15 protein-coding genes are annotated in these 15,370 nt (G+C 62.6%); 9 read left to right on the top strand and 6 right to left on the bottom strand.

Annotated elements, in window-relative coordinates:
• Positions 1-72 precede the first annotated feature (72 nt).
• Complete coding sequence (locus tag CCOS864_RS21660; protein ID WP_115088296.1) at positions 73-531, top strand: carboxypeptidase regulatory-like domain-containing protein; 459 nt, start codon at positions 73-75, stop codon at positions 529-531.
• Here the strand turns inward: CCOS864_RS21660 and CCOS864_RS21655 are convergent.
• The gene (locus CCOS864_RS21655) at positions 473-1,423 is read right to left on the bottom strand and encodes a DMT family transporter (protein WP_115088295.1); all 951 of its coding nucleotides are present in this window, start codon (positions 1,421-1,423) and stop codon (positions 473-475) included. The two genes, CCOS864_RS21660 and CCOS864_RS21655, sit on opposite strands and share 59 nt — an antisense overlap.
• A gap of 97 nt (positions 1,424-1,520) precedes the next feature.
• On the opposite strand from CCOS864_RS21655, the gene CCOS864_RS21650 reads away from it, so the two are divergent.
• Entirely contained in the window at positions 1,521-2,402 is an 882-nt protein-coding gene (locus tag CCOS864_RS21650; protein ID WP_115088514.1) for a LysR family transcriptional regulator, read from the top strand.
• Between the two features lie 48 nt (positions 2,403-2,450).
• A complete protein-coding gene (locus tag CCOS864_RS21645; RefSeq protein ID WP_115088294.1) occupies positions 2,451-3,149 on the top strand; it encodes a peptidoglycan DD-metalloendopeptidase family protein in 699 nt (232 codons plus the stop codon).
• Position 3,150: 1 nt separating this feature from the next.
• On the opposite strand, the gene CCOS864_RS21640 is transcribed toward CCOS864_RS21645, so the two are convergent.
• The 3 genes from CCOS864_RS21640 to CCOS864_RS21630 are packed head-to-tail and all read right to left on the bottom strand — an operon-like array spanning position 3,151 to position 6,943.
• Entirely contained in the window at positions 3,151-4,449 is a 1,299-nt protein-coding gene (locus tag CCOS864_RS21640; protein WP_115088293.1) for an NAD(P)/FAD-dependent oxidoreductase, read from the bottom strand.
• A complete protein-coding gene (locus CCOS864_RS21635; RefSeq protein ID WP_415842476.1) occupies positions 4,446-5,525 on the bottom strand; it encodes a polyamine ABC transporter substrate-binding protein in 1,080 nt (359 codons plus the stop codon). The genes CCOS864_RS21640 and CCOS864_RS21635 overlap by 4 nt, the downstream gene beginning before the upstream one ends.
• Before the next feature lie 59 nt (positions 5,526-5,584).
• On the bottom strand, positions 5,585-6,943 hold the full coding sequence (locus CCOS864_RS21630; protein ID WP_115088513.1) for a glutamine synthetase family protein: 1,359 nt from the start codon (positions 6,941-6,943) through the stop codon (positions 5,585-5,587).
• A gap of 174 nt (positions 6,944-7,117) precedes the next feature.
• Between CCOS864_RS21630 and CCOS864_RS21625 the strand changes: the two genes are divergently transcribed.
• The 4 genes from CCOS864_RS21625 (at position 7,118) to nadA (ending at position 11,791) form a co-directional block, all read left to right on the top strand.
• Positions 7,118-8,032, top strand: a complete 915-nt coding sequence (locus CCOS864_RS21625; RefSeq protein WP_115088291.1) for a helix-turn-helix domain-containing protein — start codon at positions 7,118-7,120, stop codon at positions 8,030-8,032.
• A 53-nt stretch (positions 8,033-8,085) separates the two neighbouring features.
• Positions 8,086-8,955: an isocitrate lyase/PEP mutase family protein gene (locus CCOS864_RS21620; protein WP_115088290.1), complete on the top strand. Its 870-nt coding sequence runs from the start codon at positions 8,086-8,088 to the stop codon at positions 8,953-8,955.
• Positions 8,956-9,009: 54 nt separating this feature from the next.
• Complete coding sequence (locus CCOS864_RS21615) at positions 9,010-10,506, top strand: YdgA family protein (RefSeq protein ID WP_166675721.1); 1,497 nt, start codon at positions 9,010-9,012, stop codon at positions 10,504-10,506.
• Positions 10,507-10,732: 226 nt separating this feature from the next.
• Positions 10,733-11,791: a quinolinate synthase NadA gene (gene nadA / locus CCOS864_RS21610; protein ID WP_115088288.1), complete on the top strand. Its 1,059-nt coding sequence runs from the start codon at positions 10,733-10,735 to the stop codon at positions 11,789-11,791.
• A 104-nt stretch (positions 11,792-11,895) separates the two neighbouring features.
• Here the strand turns inward: nadA and CCOS864_RS21605 are convergent, their stop codons facing one another.
• Positions 11,896-13,329: a M48 family metalloprotease gene (locus CCOS864_RS21605; protein ID WP_115088287.1), complete on the bottom strand. Its 1,434-nt coding sequence runs from the start codon at positions 13,327-13,329 to the stop codon at positions 11,896-11,898.
• A 124-nt stretch (positions 13,330-13,453) separates the two neighbouring features.
• Here CCOS864_RS21605 and CCOS864_RS21600 point away from each other — a divergent pair, with 124 nt between their 5' ends.
• On the top strand, positions 13,454-13,693 hold the full coding sequence (locus CCOS864_RS21600) for a sulfurtransferase TusA family protein (protein ID WP_115088286.1): 240 nt from the start codon (positions 13,454-13,456) through the stop codon (positions 13,691-13,693).
• Between the two features lie 24 nt (positions 13,694-13,717).
• Positions 13,718-14,788: an AI-2E family transporter gene (locus tag CCOS864_RS21595; protein ID WP_115088285.1), complete on the top strand. Its 1,071-nt coding sequence runs from the start codon at positions 13,718-13,720 to the stop codon at positions 14,786-14,788.
• 103 nt (positions 14,789-14,891) lie between these two features.
• Here CCOS864_RS21595 and CCOS864_RS21590 read toward each other — a convergent pair whose 3' ends face one another.
• On the bottom strand, positions 14,892-15,365 hold the full coding sequence (locus CCOS864_RS21590; protein WP_115088284.1) for a peroxiredoxin: 474 nt from the start codon (positions 15,363-15,365) through the stop codon (positions 14,892-14,894).
• Positions 15,366-15,370 lie beyond the last annotated feature (5 nt).

Below are 15,370 nucleotides of genomic sequence, written 5' to 3'. Positions count from 1 at the left end.
GCCGAATCGATCTAAACGCCAGGGAGGAGCGGCGTAAAATGGTCTGTACGCTGTCGCGCAGGAGTCATGGCAATGAAATCCTTCAGCATATTGGCGTTTTCCACTGCATTGGCCGTTGTACTGCTGGCCTGGCCGGCGCAGCGCTTGCAGGCTTCGCAGTACCAGGAGCCTGTCGATATGTCCGGGGTGCAGCTGCAATCCCAGGAGCAGAATGGCGTAAGTTATGTCACCGGCGGTATCGGCATCGATGAGTCGCGGGCCATTCAGCAAGTCCAGGGCTACAACTTGCACCTGACGTTCTCCACCGGCCCGGAAAACAAGTACGTGCCGGATGTCGACCTGACGATCCAGGGGCCGCAAGGTCAAACCGTGCTGCAACTCAACCAGGTCGGCCCGATGGTCTACGTCAAGCTGCCGCCGGGCAAATACAACCTGGTTGCCTCGCGCAATGGCGAACAACAGCTGGGTGCGGTCACTCTCGTTCCGGGCGAGACAGGCAAGGTGAACCTGCACTGGAAGCAGGACAACTGAGCGCCGCAGGCACCCGGTTGACCAGCAGTATGCCGGTGATCACCAACGTCCCGCCGGCCAGCATGGCGCCGGTCAGTTGCTCGCCCAGCAGCAAGGCGCCGGCCATTACGGCGGTCAGCGGATTCAGGGCGATGAAGCTGCCGGCGCGGGTCGCTCCGATACGGGCGATGGCGTCGTAGTACATCACGTACGCCAGCGCCGAACCCACAGCCCCGAGATACGCCAGGCTGATCAGGTCGCGCGCCGACAGCAAGCGTATTGAGGCGATGCTCATGCTGGTGTTGACCACCGCGTGCAAGCTGAGCATCGCCGCCCCGGCGAACACCGCATAGGTCACGGTGTGCAGCGCGCCGATCTGCGTTACCACGCGGGTGCAGAACACACTGAAGATCACCCAGCTCAGCACGCAGCCGAAGATCGACGCATCACCGATCCAGTTGCCCTGGCCGATCGCCCCAGGCGCCCTGGCCAGCACCACGCAGCCGGCGCCCAGCAGACAGAGGGCGACGCCGAGCAGTTGGGCCCGGCCAAGGCGCTGCCTGAAACACAGGTAGGTCACGATCGCCATGACCGCAGGATTGCTCGCAACGATCAGTGAGGCCCTTGAGGCATCCGTGTACTGCAAGCCGTGGAAGAAGAACAGGGTGTAGGCATAGATCCCGAAAAAGCCCAAGCCCAGGATCTGCACGAGCTGGGACCCGTTAACCCGCACGAAACCTTTTTTCGAAACCAGCAGGATGATTATCAGCACCACGCTGGCCAGGATAAAGCGCAGGCTGCCGAGCAAAAGTGGATCGATACCGCTGGCCAGGGCGCGGCCGGCGACAAAGGTGCCGCCCCAGATCATCGAAACCAGCGCGAGTTTCAGGTAGGTGCAATAGTGAGACGGCATGGGCGGACCTGGCTGACGAGGTAAAGTCGATGCGCCATACTTCTACGAATGCAAACTCATATGGAAATGAGCAATCGCTCATGGGATGTCGCTGCCGATGACCTTGACCCAGCTGGAAATCTTCGCCGTGGTGGCGGCGCGTAAAGGCTTCACCCTGGCGGCTTCGCAACTGAAAATCTCGCAATCGGGTGTTTCCCACGCCATTCGTGCCCTGGAGCAGGAGCTTGGCGTGGCCTTGTTCGAGCGTCAGCAGGGGGATATCGAACTGACGGATATCGGCAGCCGCCTGCTGCAACGGGCGCAAGCGATGCTCGGCCTGGCCGAAACCATGCGCCAGGAGGCTCTGGATGCCCTCGGGATGAAGCGGGGGACGCTGCGCATCGGCTCGTTCGGGCCGACGGCCTCGGTGCGTTTGCTGCCGGCCATCCTTGCCGCCTATCGCCAGGCTTATCCCGGCATCGAGGTGCATGTCGACGAAGGCCCGGATCGCCAGGTGCTGCAATGGCTGCAGGAGCGGCGCATCGATGTCGGCTTTGTGGTGCTGCCCGAGGAGCAGTTCGATACCTGCCCGTTGCTGGAGGACCAGATGGTCGTGCTCATGCCCACCGACCATGCACTGGCGCAGCACCCCGCCGTGACCCTCAAGCAGCTCTGCCTCGACCCTTTCGTGTTGACCGAAGCCGGTTCCGCCGAGATCGTCTCGCGGCTGTTTCTCGCCGCCAGGCTGCAGCCACGGATTCGCTACCGCACCTCGCAACTGCTCAGCACCCTGGAGGTGGTCGCCCGCGGTGACGGGTTGAGCATCGTTGCCCAATCGTCCTTGCCGTTGCGCACGACCCTGGACTATGTGCAGCGCCCGCTCGATCCGCCGGTCATGCGTACGGTGGGGCTGGCGGTGGTCGATGAGCGAATCATCTCGCCAGCGACCCGCGCCTTTATCGAACTTGCACGGACTTTGCCGCGTAATGTCGCCGACTGATTTATAGTAGCGCCCTCGTCAATGGCGTCTCCGGGAAAAGGAAGTGGTGTGTTTTTCAGGTTTGTTCTGATCGCCGTAATGCTGGCGATGTCCGCATGCAGTTCGCATTCCCCAAGCCCCGGTACCTCTGCCAACAAAGTCGTGGCCGGCACCTACAAGGTCAAGCGCGGCGATACCCTGTATTCGATCGCCTCGCGCCATGGCTGGAGCTTCAAGGAGCTTGCGCGTTACAACGGCATCAGCGCGCCCTATGCGGTGAATGTCGGCCAGACCATTCGTTTCGGTGGTTCGAAAACCACCACGCGCACCACCACCACCCGTAGCACCAGCAGTGCCAGCAAGGCCAGGCCCGTGGCGCCGGCCACCAAGGTCACCCTGCGCGGGTGGGCGTGGCCGCTGCAGGGCACTGTGATCCGCCGCTACTCGTCCGCCGACAAGCTCAACAAGGGCATTCGCATCGCCGCCACTCCGGGCCAGCCGGTGTACGCCAGCCTCGGCGGCAAGGTGGCGTTCGCGACGAACATCCGTGGTTACGGCAACCTGATCATCCTCCAGCACGGCACCTCCCATGCCAGCGTCTACGGTCACAACAGCAAGTTGCTGGTCAAGGAAGGCCAGACCGTCAGCAAGGGCCAGAAGATCGCCGAAGCCGGCGACCTGGACACCGACCGGGTGCAGCTGTACTTCGAGATCCGCCAGAGCGGCAAGCCGATCGACCCGCTGAGCGTGTTGCCGGCGGCCGGCTGAGTTAGCCCAGCACCTCACGCAGGCGGTACCAGAACATCCCCAGGGCCAGCAGTGGCGAGCGCAGGGCCTTGCCACCCGGGAAGGTCAGGTGCGGCACGGCGCTGAACACATCCAGGCCCTGGCTGTGCCCGGCATGAATGGCCTCGGCCAATAGCCGCGCGGTCCAATGGGTGACGTTCAGGCCATGGCCGCTGTAGCCCTGGGCATAGAACACGTTCGGGTGCTGCTGCAGGCGGCCGACCTGGGGGAAGCGATTGGCGGTGATGCCGATCTTGCCGCCCCACTGAAAGTCGATGCGGGTGTCCGCCAGTTGCGGGAATACCTTGAGCATCTTCGGCTTCATGTAGGCGGCGATGTCTGCAGGATCGCGCCCGGAGTAGTGGCAGGCGCCCCCGAACAGCAGGCGCCGGTCGGCAGACAGCCGATAATAGTCCAGACCGACCTTCTGGTCGCACAGCGACAGGTTCTGCGGAATCAATTGCTCGGCCTGCGTCTGTGACAACGGCTCGGTGGCGATGATGTAGCTGCCGGCGGGCAGTACCTTGCCGCTCAAGCGCGGCTCGAGTTCATCCAGGTGGGCGTTGCAGGCCAGCACCAGGCTGCCGGCGCGAACCGTGCCGTGGCGGGTGCGTAGCTGCACGGTGGCGCCATGGCTGATCTCCAGCACCGCGCTCTGTTCGAAGATACGTACGCCGAGGGACTCGGCCACGCGCGCCTCGCCAAGCACCAGGTTGAGCGGATGCAGATGGCCCGAACCGCGGTCGATCAGGCCGCCGGCATAGACGTCGGAGGCGACCACCTGATGCATCTGCCCGGGCCCGACCAATTGTGTTTCATGGCGATAGTCCAGCTCGGCCAGACTCTGCTGCTCGGCACGGAAGGCGGCAAACTGCGCCGGGGTGTTGGCCAGTTCGCAAAAACCCCAGCGCAGGTCGCAATCGATGCCGTGCGCGCGGATGCGCTCGGCCACTACTTCGACCGATTCGATGCCGGCGCGTTGCAGGTACTTCACCCCGTCCTGGCCGACGTAGCGGGCAAAGCCCTCGACCTCGTGGCCGATACCGCGAATCAACTGGCCGCCGTTGCGACCGCTGGCGCCCCAGCCGATGCGCCGGGCTTCCAGGAGGATCACCGAGAGCCCGCGCTGAGCCAGTTCGATGGCGCAGTTGACCCCGGTAAAGCCGCCGCCGATCACGCAGACATCAGCCTGCAACTCGGCGCCCAGGGCAGGGTAGGCCGCCAGCTTGTGGGCCGTGGCGCTGTAGTAGGAGCGGGCGTGTTCAGAGGTGTACTGGTTCATTTGTTCGACTTCACTTTGCTCCAGGAGCGGGTCATCAGGCGCATGATCGCCGGCGTCGGGGTGTTGGAGACATACAGCTTGTCCAGCACCTCTTGCGGCGGGTACACCTCGGGGTTGTTGACCAGTTCGGCATCCATGTACTGCTTGGCCGGCGGGTTGGCGTTGGCATAGCCGACCACGCCGCTGACCTTGGCGATCACCTTCGGGTCGAGCAGGTAGTTGATGAAGGCATAGGCCTCCTTAGGGTTGCTGGCGTCGGAGGGGATGGCCAGCAGGTCGAACCACAGGTTGCTGCCTTCCTTGGGAATGGCGTAGGCGATGTTGACGCCGTTCTTGGCTTCCTTGGCGCGGTTGGCGGCCTGGAACACGTCGCCCGAATAGCCGAAGGCTACGCAGATATCGCCGTTGGCCAGGTCCGAGACGTACTTGGACGAGTGGAAGTAGGTGATGTAGGGGCGCAGGGTCAGCAGTTTGGCCTCGGCCTTCTTGTAGTCTTCAGGCTTGTTGCTGCGTGGGTCCATGCCCATGTAGTTGAGGATTGCCGGGAACAGCTCGTCGGCCGAATCCATGAATGACACGCCGCACTGGCTGAGTTTTTTCAGGTTCTCGGGCTCGAACATCACCGCCCAGGAGTCGATGTGATCAACGCCCAGCACCTGCTTGACCTTGTCGACGTTGTAGCCGATGCCGTTGGTACCCCACAGGTAGGGCACTGAGTGCTGGTTGTCGGCGTCGTTCTCCTGCAGAGCCTTGAGCAGCACCGGGTCGAGGTTCTTCCAATTCGGTAGCTGCTCGCGGTCCAGTTTCAGAAAGGCCCCGGCTTCGACCTGACGGGCCAGGAAGTGGTTGGAAGGCACGACCACGTCGTAGCCGGTGCGGCCGGCCAGCAACTTGCCTTCCAGGGTTTCGTTGGAGTCGAACACGTCGTAGATGACCTTGATACCGGTGCTGCCCTGGAAATCCGCCAGGGTCGTTTCACCGATGTAGTCGGTCCAGTTGTACACGCTGACACTGGGCTGGGCCTGGGCCGCGGCGCTGACCAGCAGCGCCAGGGTTGCAGTAACGACTGTTTTCATGGGACGCATATCGACACCTTTTCGAATTGTTGTTTTCGATACTTGTTACAAGGTCGGGCTCAAACGCTGAGCAGCAGGAACTCGCGCTCCCAGGAACTGATCACCCGTTTGAAGTTCTCGTGCTCGGCGCGCTTGACCGCCACATAGCCGCGCACGAACTTGCTGCCCAGGTACTGCTCGATGGTCGGGCAGTCCTCCATGTGCGCCAGTGCGTCTTCGATGGTGATCGGCAGGCGCAGGTTGCGCCGTTCGTAGGCGCGGCCCTGCACCGGGGCGCTGGGGTTGATCTTCTCGACCATGCCCAGGTAGCCGCACAGCAGGCTGGCGGCAATCGCCAGGTAGGGGTTGGCATCGGCGCCCGGCAGGCGGTTTTCCACGCGCATGGCCTCGGGGCTGGAAGTCGGCACGCGCAAGCCCACGGTGCGGTTCTCTTCACCCCATTCGACGTTGACCGGCGCCGACGTGTCGGGCAGGAAGCGCCGGAACGAGTTGACGTTGGGGGCGAACATCGGCAGCACTTTGGGGATGTACTTCTGCAGGCCGCCGATGTGATGCAAAAACAGCTCGCTCATCTGCCCGTTGTCGTCGACGAAGATCGGCTTGCCGGTGGCGATGTCGATCACGCTCTGGTGCAGGTGCATGGCGCTGCCCGGCTCGTCACCCACCGGTTTGGCCATGAAGGTGGCGGTGACGTTGTGCTTGAGCGCGGCCTCGCGCATGGTGCGCTTGAACACCGTGATCTGATCGGCAAGGTCAAGGGCGTCGCCGTGACGGAAGTTGATTTCCATCTGCGCCGGGCCGTCTTCGTGAATCAGCGTGTCGAGGTCCAGGCCCTGGGCTTCGCACCAATCGTAGACGTCTTCGAACAGCGGGTCGAATTCGTTGGCGGCATCGATCGAGAACGACTGCCGGCCGCTTTCGGCGCGGCCCGAGCGGCCCAGTGGCGCTTGCAGCGGCAAGTCCGGGTCTTCGCAGCGCTGGGTCAGGTAGAACTCCATCTCCGGGGCGACGATCGGCTGCCAGCCCTTGTCGGTGTAGAGCTTGAGGACTTTCTTGAGCACGTTGCGTGGCGACAGTTCGATCGGGTTGCCCTGTTTGTCGAAGGTGTCGTGAATGACCACGGCGGTCGGCTCGATGGCCCATGGCACCACATACACCGCCGCTGAATCCGGGCGGCAGACCATGTCGATATCGGCAGGATCGAGCAGGTCGTAGTAGATGTCGTCGTCGACAAAGTCCCCGGTTACCGTTTGCAGAAGCACACTTTCCGGCAGGCGCATGCCTCGTTCATGCAGGAACTTGTTGGTCGGTGCGATCTTGCCGCGGGCGATACCGGTCAGATCACTGACCACGCACTCGACTTCGGTAATCTTGTGTTCTTTCAGCCACGCAGACAGCTGATCGAAAGGGGCATTCATAAAGACCTCGTTGTTGGTTTTATCCACGCCAGGACCGGCAGTTGCGACCGGCTTGCCACCCAAGCGGCTTCCCCTGTAGCGCGTTGAGGTCTATCTTGGGTGACGCTTGCGCATTCGATCTATCCACTTTCAGCAAGACTAAAATGCACCAAAAGAGTGCATAAAGAGCAGCTCATGACAGCGTCAACGCCTTTGCGGGTCCAAGCTTTCAACACCGCCGATGTCACCGAACAGGTCCGTGCCACCCCGGGCTGGACCCAGCACTACCAACAGATGTCTCCCGGGCATTTCGCCGGTCAGCTGCGCTGCCTCGACCTGCACGGCGTGGAGATCTACGAGGAGTGCATGAACACCCGGGTCGAGCAGAACTTCAGTGCGCCGGCCGGCTCCCTGGCGTTCTGTTTCGACCGCAGCGACCACAGCCTCTACGTGCTCAATGGCGAAAGCCGCAACATCTGGATCACTCCGGAGAACTACCAGGAAGTGGCCGTGGTGTTCGGCCCGGAATTCGTCCAGCGCCACGGCCTGGACATCGCCCGCCTCGACGGGCTGTTCATGGCGCCGCTGAACTCGATGCAGAACGAGCTGTTCAGCCGCTGGCTGAGCGGGACGCTCACGCGCATCTCGCAGACCATCGACCCGCCAAGCCAGGATGCACTGGCCGAACAGCTGCTCGAAGACTGCCTGTTCATCCTCGATAATGCGTGCATCTGCCTCGATCGCGGGGCGTTATGGCGGCGTACCGAGGAACGGGCGATCATGCGTAAAGTCGGTGAATGGGCGGCGGACTGTCCGGAAGAAACGCTTAACCTGATGGAGCTTTCGCAGGTCGCCGGGGTGTCCTTGCGCCAGTTGCAGCATGCCTTCAAGACTTTCACCGGCATGGCCCCGGCGCAGTGGTTGCGCCTGCGCCGGCTCAACAGTGCACGGCGAGAACTGCTCAGTTGCGGGCCCAGCGACACCACCGTCGCCGAGGTGGCCATGCACTGGTCGTTCTGGCACCTGGGGCGGTTTTCCGACAGCTACCGCAAGCTGTTCAAGGAACTGCCCAGCGAGACCCTCAAACGCGCGGCGCTGTCAGTCAGATAGCCACCAGTGGTAATGTTCGACCTACTAAATGAAGTCGATAGCCTGGAAAGACCATGCCAAGAGCCTCCCACCAAGACCTGCGTCGCGCGTTCCGTCAACTGCTTGCCTCCCCTGCCTGCTACCACACCGCCTCCGTGTTCGACCCGATGTCGGCGCGTATCGCCGCCGATCTGGGCTTCGAGGTGGGTATCCTCGGGGGCTCGGTAGCCTCCCTGCAGGTGCTGGCCGCCCCTGACTTTGCCTTGATCAGCCTCAGCGAATTCGCCGAGCAGGCGACGCGGATCGGCCGGGTGGCCCAGTTGCCGGTGATCGCCGACGCCGACCACGGCTATGGCAACGCGCTCAACGTGATGCGTACGGTGACCGAACTTGAGCGTGCCGGGATTGCCGCGCTGACCATCGAGGACACCCTGCTCCCGGCCCAGTTCGGGCGCAAGTCCACCGACCTGATCAGCATCGCCGAAGGCGTCGGCAAGATCCGTGCAGCGCTGGAGGCGCGGGTTGACCCTGAGCTGTCGATCATTGCCCGCACCAACGCGGCGCTGATTCCTACCGAAGAAGTCATCGCCCGCACCGTGGCCTACCAGAACGCTGGCGCTGACGCCTTGTGCATTGTCGGCATCCGCGACTTCGAGCACCTGGAACAGATCGCCGCACACCTGAGCGTGCCGCTGATGCTGGTGACCTACGGCAACCCGCAATTGCATGATGATGCGCGCCTGGCCGAGCTGGGTGTGCGCATTGCCGTCGATGGTCATGGCGCCTACTTTGCCGCGATCAAGGCCACCTACGACTGCCTGCGCGAGCAGCGCGGCATCACCTGCAGCACCTCGGACCTGAGCGCCACCGAACTCACCCATACCTACACGCAGCCGGACGACTACATCGTCTGGGCCCGCGAGTACATGGACGTCAACGAATAGGCCGCAAGGCTTAGCCAAAGCAACAACTCTCTACAAATGGAAGCGAAACAATTCATGAAGAAATCTACAGGCGTACTCGGCCTCGCAGTGGTAGTGGCAGCGGCATGCACCGCGGGTGCCTGGTACACCGGCAAGCAATTGCCCGGCGTGCTCGAAACCACCATCGCCGAATCCAATGCCCAGACCAAGCAGGCGCTGCTGGGCATGGAAACCACTATGGAGCTGCAACTGGTATCGCTGGACAGCCGTCTGTTCAGCAGTACCGCCAAATACCGCCTCAAGGTGCAGAACCTGCAGGTTGGTGAAGAAAGCAAAAGTTTCGAGCTGAATTTTGTCGACCAGATCGAACACGGGCCGTTTCCGCTGTCGCGGGTCAAGGCACTGAAACTGATGCCGGTCATGGCTGCCAGCCACTACGCCCTGGAAAAAGACGCTGCCACCGCTGACTGGTTCGCCCTGACCAAGGACGTTTCGCCGCTGCAAGGCCAGGTTGCCTACGGCTACGATCGCTCGATGGACAGTGCTTTCCAGGTGGCGCCGATCGAGTGGAGCAAGGACGGCTCGTCGCTGAAGTTCTCCGGGTTTGAAGTCAGTGGCCACGGCAACGAAGGCGCCGAACATGTGCAACTCACCGGCCAGTCGGCCGGCCTGAGCCTGAACCTGGTCGACCCCGACAGCAAAGTGCTGAAAGTCGAGATCAAGGGCCTGAGCCTGACCGGCGACATGACCAAGACGCCGTTCGGCTTCTATGTCGGCAAGATGGACATGGCCGTGGCTGACACGGTCGCGACCTTCGGCGACGAGCAGAAGGTCCTGGCGCTCAAGGGCCTGGCGCAGAACAACGAGTACAAGAACGACGGTGACAAGCTCTCGGTGCGCATGGAATACAAGGTTGCCGACATCAACTTCGACGGCAAGGCTATCGGTGCCGGCGAGATGGTCTGGAGCCTCAAGCGTCTCGACATCCCGGCCATGCAGGCGCTGATCGGCTGGTACCAGAGCCGCCTGCCGGAGTTCCAAAAGGCCGCTGCCGAAGGTGAAGGCATGCCGGACCTGGCGATGACCGAGGCCGAAACGGCCCAGGTGCGCAGCGATGTGCAGCGTCTGCTGGCGGCCAAGCCGCAGATCGCCCTGGAGAACCTGTCGTTCAAGACTGCCAATGGCGAAAGCCGTTTCAACTTCAGCGTTGACCTGGCCAACCCGAGTTCTCTGGAGTTGCCACCGCAGGAGCTGTACAAGCAGTTGATCACCCAGCTGCAGAGCAAGCTGTCGCTGTCCAAGCCGATGATCGGTGACCTGGCGACCCTGCAGGCGCAGTTCGAAGGCCAGACCGATGCTGCCATCGTCTCTCAGCAAGCGGCCCAGGCCGGGGAAATGGTCAGCATGATGGCGGTGCAAAGCCAGATGGCCAAGGTCGAGGGCAACGACATCGTTACCACGCTGCACTATGCCGATGGCATGGTCGACTTCAACGGCCAGAAGATGACCGTCGAGCAGTTCGCCAGCGTGATCATGGCCAATGCCAGCGCCATGCAGGCGACAGGCGGTTGATGTTCAGGCCCGGGGCGCCCGCCCCGGGCTTGTTTCACTAAAAAAACCTTTTGAATTCATCCGATTATCTGTAGCCTTCGGCATCCTATAAAAACCCGAGGCCGCAGCTGGTCCGTGGTTCTGTGTGCAAGGCTGTTTCGCCCTGCCTGCGGAGCCTGTAGCCGATTTGCCAGGGCTCGGTGATACACTCGACTTACGCGCTCAAGCGCCTGCAGGTCCAGCGATCATGACCCAGATTTCCGAACGCCTTCTCGTCCAGGCTCACCTCGATGCCAAGCAGCCCAAGCCGCTGACGCCCGAGCAAGAGGCCGACTACCGTGCCGCCATCGCCGCCGAGCTCAAGGCGCAAAATGCGGTGCTGGTTGCCCATTACTATTGCGACCCGGTGATCCAGGCCCTGGCCGAGGAAACCGGAGGCTGTGTGTCCGACTCGCTGGAAATGGCCCGCTTTGGCAAGAACCACGCAGCCACGACCGTGGTGGTGGCCGGTGTGCGCTTCATGGGCGAGACGGCCAAGATCCTCACTCCGGAAAAGCGCGTGCTGATGCCGACCCTCGAGGCGACTTGCTCGCTCGATCTCGGCTGCCCGGTTGAAGAGTTCTCGGCGTTCTGCGACAAGCACCCCGAACGCACCGTGGTGGTGTATGCCAACACCTCGGCGGCGGTCAAGGCCCGAGCTGACTGGGTAGTGACCTCCAGCTGCGCGCTGGAAATCGTCGAAAGCCTGATGGATAACGGCGAGACCATCATCTGGGGCCCGGACCAGCACCTGGGCCGCTATATCCAGAAACAGACCGGTGCCGACATGCTGCTGTGGGACGGTGCCTGCATCGTTCACGAAGAGTTCAAGTCGCGCCAGTTGGCCGACATGAAGGCGCTGTACCCGGATGCGGCGATTCTGGTGCACCCGGAATCGCCTGAGGCGGTGATTGACCTGGCCGATGCGGTCGGTTCCACCAGCCAGCTGATTGCCGCGGCGCAAACCCTGCCGAACAAGACCTTCATCGTCGCCACCGACCGCGGCATCTTCTACAAGATGCAGCAGCTGTGCCCCGACAAGATCTTCATCGAAGCGCCCACCGCCGGTAACGGCGCGGCTTGCCGCAGTTGCGCGCATTGCCCGTGGATGGCGATGAATACCCTGGAGCGTACCTTGCAGTGCCTGCGTGAAGGCAGCAACGAGATCTTCGTCGAGCCGGCGCTGATCCCTCAGGCGATCAAGCCGCTCAAGCGCATGCTCGACTTTACCCAGGCGGCGCGGATGAAGCTGTCCGGTAACGCCTGACGGCCCCATCGCTGGCAAGCCAGCTCCCACAGGTTCGGTGCATGCAAATCTACTGTGGGAGCCGGCCTTGCCGGCGATAGGCTGCGAAGCAGCCTCATGCGGTCTTAGCGCATCATGTCCTTGACCATCCGCTGCTGCTCCATCAGCTCGCGCTGACGCGCATCGATCTTCGACGCCAGGACAAAATTGTTGCCGGCCCGCTGCTTGGCGTAGTCGAGCTGCTGCAGGGCCTGGTCAAAGTCGCCCACCAGGGCGAAGTACTCGGCGCGGGCCTGGTGCAGGCCGATGGTGTTGCCCGACAACCCGCGCACTTCCGCCACGTCATACCAGACATCCGGGTCTTGCGGACGATTCTTGAGCAAGGCATCCAGCGCCTTCTCCGCCTCGGCGGGGCGGTTCTGCTTGAGCAGCAGGTCGATGCGCGCCTGTTGCAGCGGGTAGTTGCCCGGGTACAGGCCACGCATCCGCTCGACCCGTTGCTGGGCATCGGGCAAGCGGTTGTTGGTGATGTCGAGGTCGATCTGCGCCAGGTTGTAGGTGATGTCGTTGGGTGCCTTGGCCAGCAGCGGCTTGAGGTTCTCGCGCGCCTCGTTCAGGCGTCCGCCCTTGATCTGCGCCAGCGCCAGGCCGTAACGGGCGGCGTCCTGCTGCGGGTTTTCATCGAGCTGCGCCTGGAAGCGCTTGGCCGCAAGGCCGGGGGTGCCTTCATAGATCAGCGCTACCCGGGCACGAATCAGCTGATAGCGCTTGCTGTCTTCGGTGCCGCCCTTGGGCGCCTGTTCGGCGCGGTTTCGGGTGTCGGCGATCCGCGATTCGGTGACCGGGTGAGTCAGGAGGAATTCCGGCGGCTTGGCGTCATAGCGGTACTGGCGCATCAGGCGCTCGAACATGGTCGGCATGTTGCGCGGATCGTAACCGGCCTTCTCAAGGTTGAGGATACCGATGCGGTCGGCTTCCTGTTCGTTCTGCCGGGAGAAGCGCCGCTGTTCCTGGATGGCTGCCGCCTGGGTGCCGGCAATCGCGGCAATACCGGCATCGCCGGCACCCGCCGCCGCGGCGACGATACCGATCAGCAGCGCGCCCATCATCGGCAACTGCATGCGTTGCTGGGCCTCGACGCCGCGGGCGAAGTGGCGTTGCGACAAGTGCGCCAGTTCGTGGGCCAGTACCGAGGCGTACTCGCCCTCGGTCTGGGCATTGAGGAACAGCCCGCCGTTGACCCCGACGATCCCGCCAGGGGCGGCGAAGGCGTTGAGTTCACGGCTGTCGATGAGAATGAACTCCAGGCGCCGGTCCTGCAGCTGGCTGGTTTCGGCCAGACGGTAGACGCTGGTTTCGACGTAATCCTTGAGCTGGGGATCGTTCAGTTGATTGACATTGCCCCGCAGCAGGCTGAGCCAGGCGCGGCCCAACTGGTGTTCCTGTTGTGGGGAGACAATGGCAGAACTGGCGTCGCCGAGTGACGGCAGGTCGTCGGCATGGCTGGGGAGCGCCATCAAACAGGCCAGCGTCAGCAGGGTAGGGCGCAGAAAATTCATGCACGAAGCTCTGGTCGACAAAGAACCTTACTGTAGCCCGCTCACACGTTGGCGACCAGTGGCGGTATCCTACCGGGCTTGTTCAAAATGCTACCTGTGCCCGTATTTCTGCCTGGAGAACCCCATGAGCGCTATCCCGACCCATGACGCCGAACTCGACGCCAGCGGGCTGAACTGCCCGCTGCCGCTGCTCAAGGCGAAGATGGAGCTCAATCGCCTGGCCAGTGGCGCAGTGCTCAAGGTGATTGCCACCGACGCCGGTTCCCAGCGCGACTTTCGCACTTTTGCCAAATTGGCCGGTCATACGCTGCTGCTCGAAGAGGTCGAGGCCGGTGTGTACCGCTACTGGTTGAAGAAGGCCTGAGTTTTCTCTGTTAAAGGATCGTCAATGTTCAAGGTGCTTCGCGACTGGATGCAGCGCTACTTCTCCGATGAAGAAGCGGTGGTGTTGGCGGTCTTGCTGTTTCTGGCGTTCACCGCCGTCCTGACCCTGGGCGGCATGCTTGCGCCGGTGCTGGCGGGGATGGTCCTGGCATTTTTGATGCAGGGCCTGGTCAACGCCCTGGAGCGCCTGCGGGTGCCCACGCCTTATGCCGTGGCGCTGGTGTTCATGCTGTTCATGGGCGCCCTGGCGGTGTTCCTGCTGGTGTTGGTGCCGCTGCTCTGGCATCAGCTGATCACCCTGTTCAACGAACTGCCGGGCATGCTCGGCAAGTGGCAGTCGCTGTTGCTGCTGTTGCCCGAGCGCTACCCGCACCTGGTCTCTGACGAACAGGTGCTGCAGGCCATCGAGGTGATGCGCGGCGAGATCGGCAAGTTCGGCCAGTGGGCGCTGACCTTCTCGTTGTCGAGCCTGCCGCTGCTGGTCAACATCATGATCTACCTGGTGCTGGTGCCGATCCTGGTGTTCTTCTTTCTCAAGGACCGCGAGCAGATCGCCCACTGGGTCAGTGGTTACCTGCCCAAGGAGCGGGCGCTGATGACCCGGGTGGCCGAAGAGATGAACCGGCAGATCGCCAACTACATCCGCGGCAAGGGCATCGAGATCCTGATCTGTGGCGTGGCCACCTACATCGCCTTCATCAGCCTGGGGCTCAACTATGCGGCGTTGCTGGCCTTGCTGGTCGGCCTGTCGGTGGTGGTGCCCTATGTCGGCGCGGTGGTGGTGACCGTGCCGGTGACCCTGATTGCATTGTTCCAATGGGGCTGGGGCGATCAGTTCATCTACCTGATGGCGGTGTACGCGATCATCCAGGCCCTGGATGGCAACGTGCTGGTGCCGTTGCTGTTCTCCGAGGCGGTGAGCCTGCACCCGGTGGCGATCATCTGCGCGGTGCTGCTGTTTGGCGGGTTGTGGGGGTTCTGGGGGATCTTCTTTGCCATCCCGCTGGCGACCTTGTTCAAGGCCGTGCTGGATGCCTGGCCGCGGCGCGAGCCGATGGTGGCGCCGCTGCTTTGAGCTTTTGTGGGAGCTGGCTTGCCAGCGATACAGGCGCATTGGCCCTTGCGGCTAGCGCGGTGATGCAATCGCTGGCAAGCCAGCTCCCACAGGTAAAGCGCTATCAGGCCTTGTTCCGCGCCTGCGCCTCAGCCAGTACGGCATCCACATGCCCTGGCACCTTGACCCCACGCCAGGCCTTGCGCAGCACGCCATCCTTGTCGATCAGGAAGGTGCTGCGGTCCACGCCCATATACTCCTTGCCATAGAGCTTCTTCAGCTTGATCACGTCGAACAGCTGGCACAGGGCCTCGTCCTTGTCGCTGATCAGCTCGAAAGGGAAGGCCTGCTTGGCCTTGAAGTTCTCGTGGGACTTGATGCCATCGCGCGAAACGCCAAACACCAGGGTGTTGGCTGCGTCGAAGGCCGCATGCTGGTCACGGAAACCCTGGCCTTCGGTGGTGCAGCCCGGGGTGCTGTCCTTGGGATAGAAGTACAGCACCACCTGCTTGCCCTTGAGCTCAGCCAGGCTGACGCTCTGGCCACTGGTGGCCTGGGCCTGGAATTCGGCGACGGGTTGGTCGAGTTCAACGGCCATGTAAA

Origin of the sequence: Pseudomonas wadenswilerensis (assembly GCF_900497695.1) — a bacterium.
Classification (GTDB): Bacteria; Pseudomonadota; Gammaproteobacteria; order Pseudomonadales; family Pseudomonadaceae; genus Aquipseudomonas; species Aquipseudomonas wadenswilerensis.
This window is presented reverse-complemented; position numbering and strand designations above follow the sequence as displayed.